This window comes from Flaviflexus equikiangi, assembly GCF_014069875.1.
In the GTDB taxonomy this organism is placed as follows: Bacteria; Actinomycetota; Actinomycetes; order Actinomycetales; family Actinomycetaceae; genus Flaviflexus; species Flaviflexus equikiangi.
Window position 1 is genome coordinate 691,005 of the sequence record NZ_CP059676.1, and the last position, 17,771, is coordinate 708,775.

The following is a 17,771-nucleotide window of genomic DNA, read 5'->3' on the forward strand; positions in this document are numbered from 1 at the left end:
ACCATGACAGAACTCATCAACGGCCTCTACCGCGAGGGCGAACCGATCGCGGACACCAAGGCACCGGCAGGCCCACTCGAGCAGAAGTGGGAGAAGCGCAAGTTCGAAGCGAAGCTCGTCAACCCCACGAACCGACGGAAGATGCACGTCATCATCGTCGGCACCGGCCTGGCCGGAGCATCGGCCGCAGCATCGCTGGGGGAGATGGGCTACAAGGTGAGCGCCTTCTTCTACCAGGATTCCGCACGCCGAGCCCACTCCATCGCTGCCCAGGGCGGCATCAACGCGGCAAAGAACTACCGCAACGACAACGACTCGACGTTCCGCCTCTTCTACGACACCGTCAAGGGCGGCGACTACCGTGCACGCGAGTCGAACGTCTACCGTCTCGCCGAGGTCTCTGCCGCCATCATCGACCAGTGTGTTGCGCAGGGCGTCCCGTTCGCTCGCGAATACGGCGGCCTTCTCGATAACAGGTCGTTCGGCGGCGTCCAGGTGGCTCGAACGTTCTACGCTCGTGGCCAGACGGGCCAGCAGCTCCTCATCGGCGCCTACCAGGCCCTCGAACGCCAGGTCGCGGCAGGCACGGTGACGAGCTACGCCCGCCACGAAATGGTCGAGCTCGTCCTTGTCGACGGCAAGGCTCGCGGGATCATTGCGCGCGACATGGTGACCGGCAAGGTTGAGACACATCTCGCTGATGCTGTGGTGCTCGCATCGGGCGGCTACGGCAACGTGTTCTTCCTGTCGACGAACGCCATGGGCTGCAACGCGACGGCGATCTGGCGTGCACATCGCAAGGGCGCGTACTTCGCGAACCCCTGCTACACGCAGATCCACCCCACCTGTATCCCGCAGGCCGGCGAATACCAGTCGAAGCTGACACTCATGTCGGAGTCGCTGCGCAACGACGGCCGGATCTGGGTTCCGAAGAAGGCAGAGGACTGCGACAAGGATCCGCGTCAGATCCCAGAAGAGGATCGTGACTACTACCTGGAGCGGATCTATCCCGCCTTCGGCAACCTCGTCCCGCGCGACATCGCGTCGCGCCAGGCGAAGAACATGTGCGATGAGGGCCGCGGCGTCGGCCCGAAGGTCGATGGCGAACGTCGCGGCGTCTACCTGGACTTCAGCGAAGCGATCGGCCGTCTCGGACAGGCCGCCGTTGCGGAGAAGTACGGCAACCTGTTCGACATGTACAAGCAGATCACGGGTGAGAACCCCTACGAGGTTCCCATGCGCATCTACCCTGCCGTGCATTACACGATGGGAGGGCTGTGGGTCGACTACGACCTTCAGTCGACGATCCCTGGCCTGTTCGTCACGGGTGAGGCGAACTTCTCCGATCACGGCGCGAACCGTCTCGGCGCGTCTGCACTCATGCAGGGCCTTGCGGATGGCTACTTCGTCCTCCCCAACACGATCAACGACTACCTGGCCGCAGGTCCCTTCGAGGACGTCTCCAGCGCCCCCGAGGTTGCGCAAGCGCAGAAGGAAGTCACCGATCGCATCGAGACGCTCATGTCGATCAACGGTGAACGCTCCGTCGACTCCTTCCACAAGGAACTGGGAAACATCATGTGGGAGAAGTGCGGCATGGAACGCACTGAGGAAGGGCTGAAGGAGGCCATCGCCGAGATCCGGGCGCTCCGTGAGGAGTTCTGGAAGAACGTGAAGGTTCCCGGCTCGGCCGCCGACCTCAACCAGTCCCTCGAGAAGGCCGGCCGTGTTGCCGACTTCCTCGAACTGGGTGAGCTCATGTGCATCGACGCCCTCCACCGCAGGGAATCCTGTGGTGGTCACTTCCGGGCGGAATCACGAACCGAGGAAGGCGAGGCTCTCCGTCACGACGACGAGTTCGCCTACGTCGGTGCATGGGAATGGGGCGGCGACGATCAGGCGCCCGTCCTCCACAAGGAAGATCTCGTTTACGAGTTCGTCGAGATGAAGCAGCGGAGCTACAAGTGAGAATTACACTCGAATACTGGCGGCAAAACGGACCCAGCGACCCCGGTCACTTTGAGACCCGGCAGGTCACTGTCGATGAGCATTCATCCTTCCTTGAGATGCTGGATGTTCTCAACGAAGAGCTGTTCGCGGAAGGCGTCGAGCCTGTCGCGTTCGACTCGGACTGCCGCGAAGGCATCTGCGGCCAGTGCGGCCTCGTCATCAACGGCGACCCGCACGGCCCTGAACGCACGACGACCTGCCAGCTGCACATGCGCAGCTTCAAGGACGGCGACACGATCACGATCGAACCCTGGCGTTCGACCGGTTTCCCCGTCCTCAAGGACCTCATCGTCGACCGTTCCGCATTCGATCGCATCATCCAGGCAGGCGGATACATCTCCGTCAACACGGGTGCGGCGCCGGATGCTCACGCCCAGCCGGTCCCGAAGGCGAATGCGGATCTCGCGTTCGAGGCCGCGGCCTGCATCGGCTGCGGTGCATGCGTCGCAGCCTGCCCCAACGGCTCCGGCATGCTCTTCACGTCCGCGAAGGTCGTCCACCTCGGACTGCTGCCGCAGGGACAGCCGGAACGTGACTCTCGTGCACTGAACATGATCCGCCAGCATGACGCTGAAGGATTCGGCGGCTGCACGAACATCGGTGAATGCGAGGCGGCATGCCCGAAGGGCATCCCGATCGAGTTCATCTCGATGCTCAACCGCGACGTCCTCATGGGGGCCTCGAAGTAGGCACCACGCGTATGGAGTGAGCGGCGACCCTCGGTCGCCGCTTTCTTCATGTATTAGACTGATCGCTTGTGAGCGAACCATTGATCCTTGGCATTGAAACCTCCTGCGACGAGACTGGCATCGCGCTTGTGCGCGGACGCGAGCTTCTCGCGGACGTCGTCGCATCCTCGATGGACGAGCATGCTCGCTACGGCGGCATCATTCCCGAGATCGCCTCCCGCGCTCATCTCGAATCATTCGTGCCGACCCTTGATGCGACTCTCGAGAAGGCTGACGTCGATCTGTCGGAGATCGATGCGATTGCCGTGACGGCGGGCCCCGGCCTCGTGGGGTCACTGACGGTGGGTGTCTCTGCCGCGAAGGCTCTCGCGCTGGCACTTGGCAAGCCCCTGTACGGCGTCAACCACATCATCGGCCACATTGCCGTGGATGAGCTCGTGAACGGCGCGATCCCAGAGAACTCGATCGGTCTTGTCGTGTCCGGCGGGCATTCGTCCCTCCTCCGTATCGGGAACATAGCAACGGATGTGAGCGAACTGGGCTCAACCCTTGATGACGCGGCCGGCGAGGCCTTCGACAAGGTCGGACGTATTCTCGGCCTGCCCTACCCTGGCGGCCCACACATCGATCGTCTCTCGAAGATGGGAGACAAGACGGCGATCCGATTCCCGCGGGGTCTCGCCGGGGGGCGCCACAAGGAGAAGCATCAGTACGATTTCTCGTTCTCGGGGCTCAAGACTGCCGTGGCGCGCTATATCGAAGGCCTCGAGGCCGAAGGGATCGAGCTTCCCATCGAAGACATCGCGGCCGGCTTCTCGGAGTCCGTTGCCGATGTCCTATCCGCCAAGGCCATCGCCGCCTGCCGAACGCAGGGCACAGACACCCTGGTGATCGGCGGAGGATTCTCTGCCAACTCGCGTCTGCGCGAACTCGTGACCGAGCGAGCTGCCAAGGCTGGCGTCACGGTCCGGATCCCTCCCATCCGCTACTGCACGGACAACGGCGCTATGATCGCGGCTCTCGGCTCCGCACTCGTCCGCGCCGGAGTTTCCCCGTCCAGCCTCGACATCACGGTCGATACGGGAATGCCGATGAACGTCATCAGGGCGTGAGTCGTCGAGTATCGCGGTGACGGATCAGACCGTCGATTGAGAAGGTCCGCGACCAGTGTGATAGCGAAAGCCGACTCATGAAGCACGCCGTCACCTCGAAGCACCAAGGCGGCTAGCTTCAAACCGTGGTGGCATGCAGCCGCGGTCCGGGCACGACAACTTGGCGAGTGGTGCTTGCGGTCCCCCTGCGGCTGCATCTCCTCCACCACATTGCTTGACGACAGTCGAGGGGATGACTGGAATAGGGCATGTCAGACCCGGCGCGCGAGGACCGCTCTGCGACCAGTGAGCAGGGGTGTGAGGATCAGTACTGCTGACTGGCTGCCACTGAGCTTGAGCTTCGTCCTCAACACCTCTGGCGCGACATCGACTCCACGTTTCTTGATCTCGAGCGCTCCGATATCCAATCTTCTCAGCTCGCGGGCGAGCTTCTTCTCCTGCATCGGCAGAACCGCCTCAACGGCGAACCGGTGAAGGAAGGGGGACTCAATGAGCGTGTCACCGGTCAGGTAGGCGATGCCGGGGGCGACGGGGGCGAGATCATGGTCGGCGCAGAGCTGAGCGATCCCGCCGGCACGGATGACAGCAGGATCGGGCTCGTACATGTAGGACCCGAGCTCACGGGGATCGACCATGGCTGATGGCTCGCTCGGGTCACCTGGCACCGTCAAGGTCCCATGCCCGAGGAGGACCGCTCGGCGCCCGGACGGGCCGAGGCCGAGCCAGATGATCGCCTCGACAAGATCCCCTCCCGACGACAGCCATTCGACCGTCGCATCGGGAGGCAGGGTGGAGTGATCGATGCCGGGAGCGGCTTTGATGCCAGAGACCCTGACCTGTCGCGCAGCGTGGAGAATGGTCGAGAGGGGAGGACCCCACTCCTCGGGGTCAGCGAGCCGGCCCTTTGCCCCGCGCCGCGCAGGATCGGCCCACAGGGCAGGCTCAGTGATGTCAGCCAGACCATCTGCCAGCTCGACCCGTACGTGCGGGAACTCGGCAAGGTTGTGTCTCGCAATGTCGACACGGTCCGGTTCGAGCTCACGGGCAGTCACCGATAGTCCTGCTTGAGCGAACGCGAGAGTGTCCGCGCCGATCCCGCACCCAACCTCCCTCAGGGAACTGATGCCAGCACTGCGGAAGACTGCGGCATGATGCCGAGCAGCATCGGGTCTGCTGGCCTGCTCGAGGCCGTCAGCCGTGAAGAGCATGGTCTCTGCCCGATCTGCGAACTTCCTGCAGGCCTGCTGCCTAAGCCGTGCCTGGGTGAGAGCGGCCGAGATGATCTCGGGACTGTGTCCGTCATCCCGCAGCTTGGAGCTCACCGAGAAGACCTCGTCCTCCCGATAGTCGGGAAGCGAAGAGAGGAGGGTGAGGATGCGGGGGTCTGTCGGTGAGAGCACGGGACAATACTGCCAGACAGCACACCCCCGCGGACGAGACTCAGCGACGGAGCAATCGCGCATGGCTTGCGAAGCTCAGATCCGGCCCTTGCTCAGAGCGGGATACGGATCTGATTCGTCCACGCCAGGCCGCTGATGGGATGGGCAGGGGCCTGGGGCATTCCCGGCAGGGCCGGAGCCTCGATTCACTCAGCACAGGCTCGGTGTGACCCTGTGAGGGGGCTTGCGGAACCTTCTCCCGCTCACCGCGAACAATTGGCACTCGAGTTGACCGAGTGCTAATTTCGCCTTACTCTAAAGAACAGACGTGGTTCGCCACGCTGACGTTGAGTTCGACCCCCGCGACGGCGGACGAAGCGTTATCCAACCCGATTTTACGAAAAGGAGGGGTCCGCGTGTCGGTCTCCATTAAGCCTCTCGAGGATCGCATCGTCATTACTCAGCTCGAAGCTGAGACGACGACGGCCTCGGGTCTCGTTATCCCTGATACTGCCAAGGAAAAGCCGCAAGAGGGCAAGGTCGTGGCCGTTGGGCCGGGCCGTGTCGACGATAAGGGCACCCGCATTCCGGTTGACGTCGCCGTCGGCGATGTCGTCATCTACTCGAAGTACGGTGGCACCGAAGTCAAGTACGGCGGCGAGGAGTTCCTCATCCTGTCCGCTCGCGACGTCCTCGCAGTAGTCGAGAAGTAACTCGCAAGAGAAAGAGGGGCGATCCGATAGGATCGCCCCTTTTGCTGTCCCCGCGAACGGTTCTACGACACGCGCTTGATGCGCTTCGAGGCCAGCATCGCGTGACGCTCCTCCTCGCTCAGGCCACCCCAGACTCCGTACGGCTCCTGCGTCTCCAATGCGTGCTGGCGGCAGATGTCGAGCACCGGACACTGGGCGCAGATCTTCTTCGCTGCCTCGGCACGCCTTCGCCGGGGCCCGCCCCGCTCACCTTCAGGATGGAAGAACTGGTTCGAGTCCATGTCTCGACACAATCCGTCGAGTTGCCACTCCCAGTTGTCTGAGAGGGGCCTCGGTAATCTGTGGATGTCTGCCACGTAAGCTGCACCCCTTCCTGGCTGATGCTCTGACGCGCACGGACACTCGATCCCGCTTGCTGTCAACGATTTCTGTACGTCATCATCTTTTCCCTGGTCACGGGCTAAGTCAACGAAATCGGCGGGGAGCGGGTGGGGAGTGCTTCCCAGATGATTCTCACATCTTCGAACGTCGATAGTTCGCCGGGGAGGACTTAAGGTTGGGGTGTGAGCACACATGATGACCCCTTTGGTTTTGTCGGACTGACCTACGACGACGTCCTTCTCCTCCCGGGAGAGACAGACGTCATCCCCTCCGAGGTCGATACGTCGTCGCGCCTGACGAAGAACATCACGCTGAAGATCCCGCTTGCCTCGGCAGCGATGGATACGGTCACCGAGGCGCGGATGGCGATTGCGATGGCACGCAATGGAGGCATCGGTATCCTTCATCGCAACCTCTCGATCGAGGATCAGGCTCATCAGGTGGGCCTCGTGAAGAGGACCCAGACCGGGCGCATCACCAACCCTGTCACGATCGGCCCCGATGCGACGCTGGATGAACTCGATGCGATCTGCGGCCAGTTCCGCGTCTCGGGACTGCCCGTCGTCGATCCCGCCGGTAAGCTCCTCGGAATCTGCACGAACAGGGACCTCCGTTTCACCCCGGTTGCTGAATGGGGGACGACCCTCGTCCGCGATGTCATGACATCGGAAGGGATCGTCACCGGCCCCACGGATATCAGCCATGAGGAGGCGACACGCCTCCTGCGCAAGTACAAGCGCGAACGTCTGCCGCTCGTCGACGAGACCGGCGTCCTCACGGGCCTGATCACGGTCAAGGACTTTGTCCGCTCGGAGCAGTTCCCCGACGCGTCCAAGGACTCCCAGGGCCGCCTCCTCGTGGGCGCTGGAGTGGGCTACTTCGGGGATGCGTTCCAGCGCGCCGAAGCGCTCGCGGAGGCAGGAGTTGACGTTCTCGTCGTCGACACGGCGAACGGTCAGGCCAAGCTGGCGCTCGACATGATCCGCTCCCTCAAGGCCGACTCGACTTTCGATAATGTCCAGATCATCGGCGGAAACGTCGCCACCTACGAGGGTGCGAAGGCACTCGCGGAGGCGGGAGCGGACGCCGTGAAGGTGGGCGTCGGTCCGGGCTCGATCTGCACGACCCGCGTCGTCGCCGGCGTCGGTGTCCCCCAGATCACCGCCATCTACGAGGCCGCCAAGGCGTGCAAGCCGCTCGGCGTCCCCGTGATCGGCGATGGTGGCCTCCAGTACTCGGGAGACATCGCGAAGGCTCTCGTTGCGGGCGCGGACACGGTGATGATCGGTTCCCTCCTGGCGGGATGTGAGGAGTCTCCCGGCCAGCTTGTCCTCATCAACGGCAAGCAGTACAAGGCCTACCGCGGCATGGGGTCGCTCGGGGCGATGGCGTCGCGGGGCAAGAAGTCTTTCTCGAAGGACCGTTACTTCCAGGCCGATGTCTCTTCCGACGACAAGATCGTCCCCGAGGGGATCGAGGGCAAAGTGTCCTACAAGGGCAGCCTCGGAACCGTCACGCACCAGCTGGTCGGCGGACTCCACCAATCCATGTTCTATGTGGGGGCGCGCTCGGTCGAGGAGCTGAAGGCGAAGGGGAAGTTCATTCGCATCACTCCCGCGGGCCTCAAGGAATCGCATCCGCATGACATCACTGCTGTTGCTGAGGCGCCGAATTACACGGTGAACTGAGAACGAGAATCGATGCCCTCCCGCCAGCCAAGGCGGGAGGGTTTCTCATTTCTGGCATACGTCGTGTTTATCATGTGAGAAAGACTGTTCACTGGGTCGATCGTGAGTAAAAATAGAGCGTTACCCAAAAGAACGGTGAGACATATGGCGTATTCCTTCACGAAAATGCATGGGCTTGGCAATGATTTCATTGTTATTGATGGCATGACATCTCCCATCGACCTGTCGAGCGATGACGTCTCCGCCATGTGCGATCGCCATCGCGGGATCGGGGCGGATGGCGTGATCATCGTCCGTCCCGGGGAAGAGGACGGGTTCATGGACTACCGGAACGCGGACGGCAGCCTGGCCCAGATGTGCGGGAACGGCGTCCGGGTGACCGCAAAGTTCCTTGTCGATCGGGGTTACCTACCCCCTGGCAGGGACAGCCTTCGCATCGGCACCCGGGCAGGGCTGAAAGAGGTGCGTTTCGAGACGGCAGGAGGGAGGCTCAGCCGTGCCACGGTCACCATGGGGCAACCGATCCTCGACCCCGCCGCTATCCCCGTCCACGCCCCGGTCGATAGCGACCATGGCGGCGTGCCCTACGTCGGAGCGCTGATGATCCCCACGCCCTGGTGCCCCGCGACAGTGACCTGCGTGTCGATGGGCAACCCTCATGCTGTCTGGTTCGTCGACCTGGAGAGCATGCCCGACGAGCTCGTCCGGGGCGACCGCCTGGACAGCCTTGATCTGTCCGCCATCGGCCCCTACCTCGAATCGCATACCGTGTTCCCCGAGAAGGCCAACATCGAGTTCGTGACGGTCGAACCCGATGGGCTTCACATGAGGGTGTATGAACGCGGGGTGGGAGAGACACTCGCCTGCGGCACGGGGGCGTGTGCCGTTCTCGTCGCCGCATATCTGACCGGGCGGACGGGACCCTCCTCGGCGGTTCACCTGCCAGGCGGCACCCTTCACATCGACTATCGGGAGGACGGCGTCCACATGACAGGGCCAGCCTCAACAGTTTTCCACGGAACATGGGAGTAGATCCATGCACGAAGCTCACGCACTCAGCGGAATCAAGCCCTATCTTTTCGCCGACATCGACCGCAAGCGGGCCGCGCTAGTCGAGAGAGGCATCGACGTCATCTCGCTCGGCATCGGGGATCCTGACATGCCGACGCCGGAACGGATCGTGGAGGCCATGGTCGAGGCTGTCCGCAACCCCGCCAACCATCAGTATCCTGACTACGCCGGCTCTTTGGCCTTCAGGACGGCAGCAGCCTCGTACATGAGTCGCCGTTTCGGAGTCGAGGTCGATCCCGCCACCGAGGTTCTCACTCTGATCGGCTCGAAAGAGGGAATCGCCCACCTGCACACCGCCTTCGTCGACCCCGGCGATTATGTCCTCGTCCCATCGATCGGATATCCCGTCTACGTGACGGGCGCAGTCCTGCAGAATGCTCAGACGTGGGCGATGCCGATGACGGCAGACAACGGATTCCTGGCGGACTTCACCGCCGTTCCGGACGAGGTGGCGAAGAAAGCCAAGATCATGTTCCTCGGATACCCGAACAACCCGACGGGTGCGATCGCGACCCCCGAATACTTCGATGCTGCGATCAACTTCTGCCGACAACACGACATCCTCCTCGCCCACGACAACGCATACTCCGACCTCACATTCGACGGCTACGTCGCGCCCTCGATCCTCGAACGTCCAGGGGCCCGCGATGTCTGCATCGAGTTCTTCAGCCTGTCGAAACCGTTCAACATGACGGGCTGGCGCCTCGGCTTTGCGTGCGGCAGCGCTCGCGCAATCGCGGCCCTAGGAAAAGTGAAGAACAATCTCGACTCGGGACAGTTCACTGCCGTCCAGGAGGCAGGAATCGTTGCGCTGACCGACTGCCAGGACGACGTGACCGCAATGTGCGGGGTGTATGCGCGGCGGAGAGACCTGCTCGTGGACGCGCTCCACGCCATCGGAGTCGAATGCGACAGCCCCAAGGCGACCATCTATGTCTGGGCGAAAGTACCGGCCGGCGAAACGTCCGAGTCTTTTGCGACCACACTGCTCGAGAAAGCCCACGTCGTCGTCACGCCCGGCAGCGGCTATGGCGCTGACGGTGAGGGCTACATCCGCCTCTCCCTGACAACACCCGACGATCAGCTGCGAGAAGCCGTGCGGCGTATGAAGGGGGCGATGGCCTAGCTGTCGAGACCCGGGGGCACGTCTCCGTCTGGCCCCGGCAGCGGCATCAGGGGCCAATGTCCGTCGACATTGGCGGGCCTGCCCTGATCGACGAGGTAACGGTTGAAGGATTCCGCCCACTTCTGGTGAGTCGATGCCTGCAGCTCGTAGAGCTTCCGCAGGGATGATGCTCGGAGCATGGCGTGGTCTTTCACCATGGCGCGCAGCAGCTTCAGCGTCGCGACGACATCGTTCTCCGCGTCGTGGAAGCCCGTCGCGTCAAGACGGTACAGGCTGATGAGAGTCTCGAGGCGACGCGGTCCCTTCCGATATGGGTCGAGCATGCGATCGAGGACCAGCGGGTCGAGGACGGGGAAGGGCTCCCGGCCGAGCAGCGCCGACATCGTGTCGAGACCGTAGCGGGTCAGCTCCGCCTCGAGCAGCGTCAAGTCGAACGGCGCATTGAACGCGACGACCGGATAGCCCGCCTTCATCCCAGCCACGAGTACGTCGCGAATCTCGGCGAGAGCGAAGAGCGGATCCGCTCCTTCGGCGCGGGCGCGGGCCGTCGATATCCCGTGCACATCGACCGCCGCACTCGGAATCTCGACGCCCGGGTCCAGGATCCAGTTATGGATGGTCGGCTCCTCACCCGTCACGACGATGGAGGCGGTGACGATGCGCGAATGAAGGGGCGACACACCGGTGGTCTCGGTATCGAAACCGAGGAGCGGACCGCTCGACCAGGACAGATGAGGTGACATGGCCCAATCCTACGCGGGCACGCGGACACATGTGTGGCGCGCCTCGTTACACTGGGGGAATGGTACAAGAGGTAGAGATCGGCCGAGGCAAACGAGCCCGCGTGGCATACACACTCGACAAGGTGGCGGTGGTGCCGTCCCGGCGCACCCGCGACGCAACGGACGTGTCGACCGGATGGCAGGTCGATGCCTACTATCTCGACATTCCCATCATGTCTGCCCCCATGGACTCCGTGACGTCCCCGCAGACGGCGATTGCGATGGGAAGGTTCGGGGGAGTGGGCGTGCTCGACCTCGAGGGGCTGTGGACCCGGTACGAGGATCCCACGGTTATTCTCGAGGAGCTCGCGAACCTTCCCGTCGAGGCGGCCGGGGTCCGCATGCAGGAGGTGTATCGCGAGCCCATCAAGCCTGACCTCATCTCCGCGCGACTGTCGGAGATCCGCGACGCTGGCGTCACGGTCGCGGCAGCCCTGTCTCCCCAGCGGACGCAGGAGCATTGGCGGACCGTCGTCGAGGCGGGTGTCGACCTGTTCTTCATCCGGGGCACGACCGTGTCGGCAGAGCACGTGTCATCGAATCGGGAGCCGCTCAACCTCAAGCGCTTCATCTACGAACTTGACGTTCCCGTCATCGTGGGCGGAGCCGTCACCTACACGGCTGCCCTTCATCTCATGCGCACCGGCGCCGCCGGTGTGCTGGCCGGATACGGCGGGGGAGCATCCTCCGCGAATCGCCGCACCATCGGGGTCGCTTCCCCCATGGCGACCATCGTCGCCGACATCGCCGCGGCACGCCGCGACTACCTCGACGAGTCCTCCGGCCGTTACGTCCACGTCATCGCGGACGGGTCCGTCTCATCCTCCGGAGACATCGTCAAGGCACTGGCGTGCGGGGCGGACGGTGTCATGCTGGGCACCGCGCTGGCGCGCGCGGATGAGGCTCCCGGCAGGGGCTGGCATTGGGGGGCTGAAGCCCGCCATCCCAACCTCCCGAGAGGCGAACGCGTGTGGGTGGGCAACGAGGGGCCTCTCGAGTCGATCCTTTTCGGGCCCGCACACAACGCTCGCGGCGTCCTCAATCTCGTCGGAGCGCTCAAGCACGCCATGGCATCGTCCGGCTATTCGGACCTCAAAGAGTTCCAGCGGGTGGAGATCGTCGTCCAACCTGATTAAACGGGACCAATTTCCGATGTTTCCGCCACGGACGTGGGGGACAATGGAGGAACGAACTCATGGCATCAAAGGAGAAATGAAGTGAGTGCAAAGTTTCGCATAGAACACGACACGATGGGCGACGTGCAGGTCCCGATCGACGCCCTCTACCGGGCGCAGACCCAGCGCGCCGTTGAGAACTTCCCCATCTCGGGCAAGACTCTCACCTCCCATCACATCAGTGCACTCGGGCAGGTGAAGCGCGCCGCCGCTCTCGCCAACGCCGAGCTTGGAGTGATCTCCGAGGATAAGGCGAATGCGATCGTTGCCGCCGCCGACCAGGTCATCGCGGGCCAGCACGATGGCGAGTTCCCGATCGACGTCTTCCAGACGGGTTCCGGCACCTCCTCGAACATGAACACGAACGAGGTCATCTCGACGATCGCCACCCGTGATTCCGGAATCGAGATCCACCCCAACGATCACGTCAACGCGTCGCAGTCATCCAATGACGTCTTCCCCTCCTCCATCCACATCGCAGCGACCGAGGCGGCCGTCCGCGTTGTCATCCCCAAGCTCACGGTTCTCGCAGAATCCCTGGAGAGGAAAGCCGAAGAGTTCAAGGATGTCGTCAAGGCGGGACGTACGCACCTCATGGATGCGACGCCGATCATGCTCGGGCAGGAGTTCTCCGGGTATGCGCAGCAAATCCGCAACGGCATCACCCGTGTCGAGGCGACCATCCCGCACCTTGCCGAGCTTCCCCTGGGCGGCACCGCTGTCGGCACCGGCATCAACACCCCGGCAGGTTTCTCAGCCAGGGTCATCGAGCTCATCGCGGAGAACATGGACCTGCCGTTCGTTGAGGCACCCAACCACTTCGAGGCGCAGGCCGCACAGGATTCCCTTGTCGAGGCCTCCGGTGCACTCCGTGTCGTCGCTGTGTCCCTCGTGAAGATCGCCAACGATCTGCGCTGGGCAGGCTCGGGACCCCGCGCCGGTATCGGCGAGATCAACCTCCCCGACCTCCAGCCGGGTTCGTCGATCATGCCGGGCAAGGTCAACCCGGTTCTCCCCGAGGCCACCGTCCAGGTCGCAGCCCAGGTCATCGGTAACGATGCCGCGATCGCCTTCGCGGGTGCCCAGGGCAACTTCGATCTTCTCGTCATGCTTCCCGTGATGGCGCAGAACCTGCTCGAGTCGATGACGATTCTCGCCAACGTCTCCGAGACGCTTGCCGTGCGCTGCGTCGACGGCATCACCGCGAATGTCGAGCGGGCCAAGGAACTGGCCGAGTCGTCGCCGTCGATCGTCACGCCTCTCAACCGAATCATCGGCTACGAGAATGCCGCGAAGATCGCGAAGCACTCGGTCAAGGAGAACATGACGGTCCGCCAGGCCGTCATCGATCTCGGATTCGTCGAGCGCGGCGAGATCACAGAGGAGCAGCTCGACACTGCTCTCGACGTGGCTTCCATGACGCGCCCGTCCTGATCGATCACCGTCAGGGCCCCCGCACCAGGATCTCTGGGTGGGGGCCCTGACGCATGAGTGTTTTCTCATGGTGTGCTCCTCCTGGGTTCATCTCTTCCGCATTCAATGGAGACACAACGGGAAGCCGAAGGGCTTCACAGAAGTTAAGGAGCACATCATGGCACGCACATTGTGGATCGCAACCGGCACTCTCGGTGCCGTCACCATCGTCGCGGGAGTGGCGGGGCTTGCATCGGCAGACACGATGAACGATCGGGAATATGGTCCTGAGGCTCCCTCGGGGACCGTCAACGTGATCTCGACACCGACAGCCGTCTCCACGGTCTCAGCCACCACGACCGTGAGCGCGGTATCGACAACCTCACCCGTCACCGCACAGTCGACGGTTTCTCCTATGACGCCGCAATCCGCTGTCACTGCCATTTCGGCAGTGTCGGCACCCGGCACCGTCACAGCGCCCGCAGCAACGCAGACACCTCAGCAGGCGCCAGCCGTCAACAAGCAGGCACCCTCCCCGGTGTCCGCGCCCAGCCCGGTGTCTGCGCCCAGCCCAGTGTCCGCGCCTAGCCCGGTGTCTGCGCCCTCACCCGTGTCCGCACCGAGCCCCGTCTCTGCGCCTTCTCCGGTGTCGTCTCCCTCGGCGCCGTCCGCCGACTGAGAGCAGGCCGGGCCGTAGCCCGACGTTCTTGACCTGCGGTTTACTGCCGGGCACCAGTAGTCTGTGGGGGTGGAACTTCCCGGACTCATTCTCGTCGGCCTCGCGATCGCGGCCGGCATCATCGGCACCATCATCCAGCTCTACCCCGGTCTGCCGATCATTCTGATCGCGATCGGGGTGTGGGCTGGGTTCACCGGTACAGCGACCGCTTGGCTGATCTTCGCCGCGGTCGCTGCCGTCGTCGTCCTGGCCTATGTTCTGAGCTTCCTCCTGCCGGCCCGGATGATGAGGGACGAGGGAACTCCTTGGAGCGCGTTGACGGCCGGTATCGTTCTCGCTTTCATCGGCTTCTTCGTCATCCCCGTGATCGGTATGCCGATCGGCTTCGTCGTCGGTGTCTATCTTGCCGAACTCGTTCGGTTGAAGAACCCGGCCGCTGCGTGGCGCCAGACGATGATCGCACTCAAGGGTGTTCTGCTCTCTGTCATCATCGAGCTTGCCGCGGGCGCCATCTGCGCTGGACTGTGGGTCCTCGGATTGATTCTCACCTCATAGGGTGGGACTGATCCTCGCCCCATAGACGAACGATCCCCGCGGACTGCCGCGAGGCGCGGATGCGTCAGATCGAGTCGATGACCTGGGCCTCTTTGTACCGGTAGACGTTGGTCTCCCGCTTATCGAAACCGCAGCGGACGTAGAGCCGGTTCGCGGATTCCCGGTTGGGGCGGGAGGTGAGATCGACAGACTTGGCACCCATCTTCCCGGCAAAGGCCACGGCCTCGTCGACGAGGGCCTTCCCGGCTCCCTGGCCGCGTGCTGCTGTCGAAACGACGACGTCCTCGATCCAGGCGCGCAGACCTGTCGGGATGCGGAAGGTGGCAAGGCTGAGCATGCCGGTGATCTCGTTGGTGCCCTCGCTGCGGAACATGAAGAGATAGACGTTGTCCTGGCTGAGGAAGACATCGATCTCCTCCTCACTCAGGGTCGAGGCCGAGGAGGAGAGCTGCGGCAGAAGCGTGTTGATCGCTTCGACAACCTCCGGAGTTGCATCGTTGACGAGTTCTACAGGCATAGTGTTCCTTCCGATACGTACCGTAACAGTGTGCCACCATCGAGGCGGCCGTGTGAGGTTTCTTTGCGGTGCGCGTCTGAGAAGCGGCCGGCTCACGTGCACATCGTGCCGTCAGTGGGACGATCGCCTCTCTTCACCCCAAGGGTCAAAGGTGGGGGAATTCGCGCCAGGGGAGGCGACTAAAGGACGCTCAGTCGGATAGGCTGAAAGACGGATAATTCCTAGCGGGAGGGACCCTCGAGAACCATGTCCGACACACACTCACATACGGCGCCAATTCTTGGCGATTACAACAATGACCAGACCCGTCGAGTCCTACTCAAACTCTCGGGTGAAATGTTCGGTGGTGGGGCGGTCGGTCTCGACGTTCACATCCTCACCCGTGTCGCAGCCGAGATCAAGGAAGCCGTGCACAGGGGCGTCCAGGTAGCCATCGTCGTGGGCGGCGGGAACTTCTTCCGCGGAGTCGAGCTCCAGAACGCTGGCATGGACAGGGCGCGGGCCGACTACATGGGCATGCTCGGCACCGTGATCAATGCCGTGGCGCTTCAGGACTTCCTCGAACACGCCGGCGTGCCGTCGCGCGTCCAGACCGCCATCAACATGACCCAGGTGGCGGAACCCTATATTCCGCTGCGTGCCATCCGGCACCTGGAAAAGGGCCGGGTCGTGATCTTCGGCGCCGGCGCCGGCATGCCCTACTTCTCCACCGACACGGTCTCTGCCCAGCGTGCACTCGAACTGCGCTGCGACGAGATCCTTGTCGGAAAGAACGGGGTCGATGGCGTGTACACGGCGGACCCGAACGTTGATCCGTCAGCGAAGAAGCTCGACTTCGTCACCTACCAGGAAGCCCTTGCCCAGAACCTTCGCGTGGTCGATGCGGCGGCGTTCTCCATGTGTATGGACAACAACATGAACATGCGGGTGTTCGGCATGGGAGAAGATGGTGCCGTCACACGTGCGCTTCTCGGCGAAAATATCGGTACCGTAGTCTCAACAACACCAGAACAGGACAACTCATGATCGATGAGACGCTGCTCGAAGCAGAAGAAAAAATGGAGCGTGCGATTGAGGTCGCCCAGAACGACTTCAGCCACATTCGTTCCGGGCGTGCGAACGCCGGAATGTTCAACCAGATCCTCGTGGACTACTATGGCGCGGCAACGCCCCTCCAGCAGCTCGCCACGGTGGCCGTGCCGGAGGCGCGGACCGTCACGATCGCGCCCTACGATCGCAGCTCCATCAGCGCGATCGATAAGGCGCTGCGAGAGTCGGACCTGGGTGTGAACCCGACCGACGATGGTCAGTTCCTGCGCATCAACCTGCCCCCGTTGACGGAAGAGCGTCGCCGCGACTACGTGAAGCTTGCTCGTACGAAGTCGGAAGATGCTCGCATCTCCATCAGAGCCGTCCGCCGCAAGGCCAAGGAAGAGCTCGACCGCATCAAGAAGGACGGCGAAGCGGGAGAGGACGACGTCGAGCGCGCCGAGAAGGAGCTCGAGGCGATCACGAAGCGTCACACGGACCTGATCGACCAGCTCCTCGAAGCGAAGGAAAAGGACCTCCTCGAGGTCTGATGATCATGGGTGACGTGTGGTTGGGGAGGCTCGCGCCGCGGCCTCCCACACCGCCGCCCCCTGCCGAATCGAAGGCGGGGCGCAATCTTCCCGCCGCGATCGCGACGGCTCTCGGCCTCCTCGCGGTCGTGGCATTGTCACTGTTCGTGTGGATCGATCTCTTCATGCTCGTCGTCATCGCCTTCATGGTGGTGGGACTGTGGGAGGCAGCCGGCGCGTTCTCCACGCGCGGGTTCTACCTGCCGATCGCACCGCTGTGGACGGCCGCTGTAGCGATCGTCTTGGCAACCAGGTTCTATGGCGAACTCGGCCTCCTCGTCTCCTTCTTCTACGGATCCCTCCTGGTGATCGCGTGGAGGTTCCGAGCGGGCGGGCAGTGGGCTGCGAGAGACTGCGCGGCCGCGCTCTTCGCCCTCGCATGGATCGGCCTGCTCGGCGGTTTCGCGACCCTCCTCGCAGGGCTCGACAACGGGGCATGGGCCGTGATCACCTTCGTTCTCCTGCCGGTCGCCTCCGATACTGGCGGGTATTTCTCCGGCGTCCTGCTGGGCAAGCACCCCATGGCGCCCACGATCTCGCCGAAGAAGTCGTGGGAGGGTTTTGGTGGATCGATCGCTCTTTCCACGCTCGCGGGAATCGTCTGCGCACAGTTCGCCCTCGACATCACGTGGTGGTGGGGGATCATCCTCGGGGTTGCCTGCACGATTGCCGGCACTGCGGGGGACCTGTCGGAATCGCTGCTCAAGCGCGACCTGGGCGTGAAAGACATGGGATCGATCTTCCCCGGGCACGGGGGCGTGCTCGACAGGGTCGATTCGATTCTCGTATGTGCTCCGGTCGTCTATATCCTCCTCCTCGCGGCCACGGGGACGTGACCTATCCTGCTCAACTTCGGGTGTTA

Annotated in this window: 18 protein-coding genes; 14 read left to right on the top strand and 4 right to left on the bottom strand. The window is 63.2% G+C overall.

Annotation, left to right across the window (positions count from 1 at the left end; translation table 11 throughout):
- Positions 1 to 3: 3 nt before the first annotated feature.
- From H2O75_RS03330 to tsaD, 3 genes are all read left to right on the top strand, one after another.
- Positions 4 to 1,968, top strand: coding sequence for a fumarate reductase/succinate dehydrogenase flavoprotein subunit (locus H2O75_RS03330; protein ID WP_182173642.1), 1,965 nt, complete (start codon positions 4 to 6; stop codon positions 1,966 to 1,968).
- Positions 1,965 to 2,699, top strand: a complete 735-nt coding sequence (locus H2O75_RS03335; RefSeq protein ID WP_259365296.1) for a succinate dehydrogenase/fumarate reductase iron-sulfur subunit — start codon at positions 1,965 to 1,967, stop codon at positions 2,697 to 2,699. The genes H2O75_RS03330 and H2O75_RS03335 overlap by 4 nt, the downstream gene beginning before the upstream one ends.
- A gap of 68 nt (positions 2,700 to 2,767) precedes the next feature.
- Positions 2,768 to 3,811 carry a tRNA (adenosine(37)-N6)-threonylcarbamoyltransferase complex transferase subunit TsaD gene (gene tsaD / locus H2O75_RS03340; RefSeq protein WP_182173648.1) on the top strand — a complete coding sequence of 348 codons (1,044 nt, stop codon included), beginning with the start codon at positions 2,768 to 2,770 and terminating at the stop codon, positions 3,809 to 3,811.
- A gap of 251 nt (positions 3,812 to 4,062) precedes the next feature.
- Here the strand turns inward: tsaD and H2O75_RS03345 are convergent, their stop codons facing one another.
- Entirely contained in the window at positions 4,063 to 5,211 is a 1,149-nt protein-coding gene (locus H2O75_RS03345) for a class I SAM-dependent methyltransferase (RefSeq protein WP_182173651.1), read from the bottom strand.
- Positions 5,212 to 5,606: 395 nt separating this feature from the next.
- Here H2O75_RS03345 and groES point away from each other — a divergent pair, with 395 nt between their 5' ends.
- Positions 5,607 to 5,903 (top strand): co-chaperone GroES, encoded by a 297-nt coding sequence (gene groES, locus H2O75_RS03350; protein ID WP_182173654.1) that lies wholly within the window; start codon positions 5,607 to 5,609, stop codon positions 5,901 to 5,903.
- Positions 5,904 to 5,965: 62 nt separating this feature from the next.
- Here the strand turns inward: groES and H2O75_RS10790 are convergent, their stop codons facing one another.
- Complete coding sequence (locus tag H2O75_RS10790; RefSeq protein WP_187996898.1) at positions 5,966 to 6,259, bottom strand: WhiB family transcriptional regulator; 294 nt, start codon at positions 6,257 to 6,259, stop codon at positions 5,966 to 5,968.
- Positions 6,260 to 6,466: 207 nt separating this feature from the next.
- Here H2O75_RS10790 and guaB point away from each other — a divergent pair, with 207 nt between their 5' ends.
- The 3 genes from guaB (at position 6,467) to H2O75_RS03370 (ending at position 10,169) form a co-directional block, all read left to right on the top strand.
- The gene (gene guaB, locus H2O75_RS03360; RefSeq protein WP_182173660.1) at positions 6,467 to 7,972 is read left to right on the top strand and encodes an IMP dehydrogenase; all 1,506 of its coding nucleotides are present in this window, start codon (positions 6,467 to 6,469) and stop codon (positions 7,970 to 7,972) included.
- Positions 7,973 to 8,137: 165 nt separating this feature from the next.
- Complete coding sequence (dapF, locus tag H2O75_RS03365) at positions 8,138 to 9,004, top strand: diaminopimelate epimerase (protein WP_259365329.1); 867 nt, start codon at positions 8,138 to 8,140, stop codon at positions 9,002 to 9,004.
- Positions 9,005 to 9,008: 4 nt separating this feature from the next.
- On the top strand, positions 9,009 to 10,169 hold the full coding sequence (locus H2O75_RS03370; RefSeq protein WP_182173663.1) for an LL-diaminopimelate aminotransferase: 1,161 nt from the start codon (positions 9,009 to 9,011) through the stop codon (positions 10,167 to 10,169).
- Here H2O75_RS03370 and H2O75_RS03375 read toward each other — a convergent pair.
- A complete protein-coding gene (locus tag H2O75_RS03375; protein ID WP_182173666.1) occupies positions 10,166 to 10,912 on the bottom strand; it encodes an exonuclease domain-containing protein in 747 nt (248 codons plus the stop codon). The two genes, H2O75_RS03370 and H2O75_RS03375, sit on opposite strands and share 4 nt — an antisense overlap.
- A 59-nt stretch (positions 10,913 to 10,971) precedes the next feature.
- Between H2O75_RS03375 and H2O75_RS03380 the strand changes: the two genes are divergently transcribed.
- From H2O75_RS03380 to H2O75_RS03395, 4 genes are all read left to right on the top strand, one after another.
- Complete coding sequence (locus tag H2O75_RS03380; RefSeq protein ID WP_182173669.1) at positions 10,972 to 12,087, top strand: GuaB3 family IMP dehydrogenase-related protein; 1,116 nt, start codon at positions 10,972 to 10,974, stop codon at positions 12,085 to 12,087.
- Between the two features lie 81 nt (positions 12,088 to 12,168).
- Complete coding sequence (locus H2O75_RS03385) at positions 12,169 to 13,560, top strand: class II fumarate hydratase (RefSeq protein WP_182173672.1); 1,392 nt, start codon at positions 12,169 to 12,171, stop codon at positions 13,558 to 13,560.
- 157 nt (positions 13,561 to 13,717) lie between these two features.
- Complete coding sequence (locus H2O75_RS03390) at positions 13,718 to 14,218, top strand: hypothetical protein (RefSeq protein ID WP_182173675.1); 501 nt, start codon at positions 13,718 to 13,720, stop codon at positions 14,216 to 14,218.
- 69 nt (positions 14,219 to 14,287) lie between these two features.
- Complete coding sequence (locus H2O75_RS03395) at positions 14,288 to 14,773, top strand: DUF456 domain-containing protein (protein WP_182173678.1); 486 nt, start codon at positions 14,288 to 14,290, stop codon at positions 14,771 to 14,773.
- A 64-nt stretch (positions 14,774 to 14,837) separates the two neighbouring features.
- On the opposite strand, the gene H2O75_RS03400 is transcribed toward H2O75_RS03395, so the two are convergent.
- A complete protein-coding gene (locus H2O75_RS03400) occupies positions 14,838 to 15,290 on the bottom strand; it encodes a GNAT family N-acetyltransferase (RefSeq protein WP_182173681.1) in 453 nt (150 codons plus the stop codon).
- 246 nt (positions 15,291 to 15,536) lie between these two features.
- On the opposite strand from H2O75_RS03400, the gene pyrH reads away from it, so the two are divergent.
- Genes pyrH through H2O75_RS03415 form a run of 3 tightly spaced genes read left to right on the top strand, consistent with a single transcriptional unit; the run spans position 15,537 to position 17,745 of the window.
- Positions 15,537 to 16,316, top strand: a complete 780-nt coding sequence (gene pyrH, locus H2O75_RS03405) for a UMP kinase (RefSeq protein WP_182173684.1) — start codon at positions 15,537 to 15,539, stop codon at positions 16,314 to 16,316.
- The gene (frr, locus tag H2O75_RS03410; RefSeq protein ID WP_182173687.1) at positions 16,313 to 16,870 is read left to right on the top strand and encodes a ribosome recycling factor; all 558 of its coding nucleotides are present in this window, start codon (positions 16,313 to 16,315) and stop codon (positions 16,868 to 16,870) included. The genes pyrH and frr overlap by 4 nt, the downstream gene beginning before the upstream one ends.
- The gene (locus H2O75_RS03415; RefSeq protein WP_240161827.1) at positions 16,870 to 17,745 is read left to right on the top strand and encodes a phosphatidate cytidylyltransferase; all 876 of its coding nucleotides are present in this window, start codon (positions 16,870 to 16,872) and stop codon (positions 17,743 to 17,745) included. Before frr ends, H2O75_RS03415 begins: the two co-directional genes overlap by 1 nt.
- Positions 17,746 to 17,771: the final 26 nt, after the last annotated feature.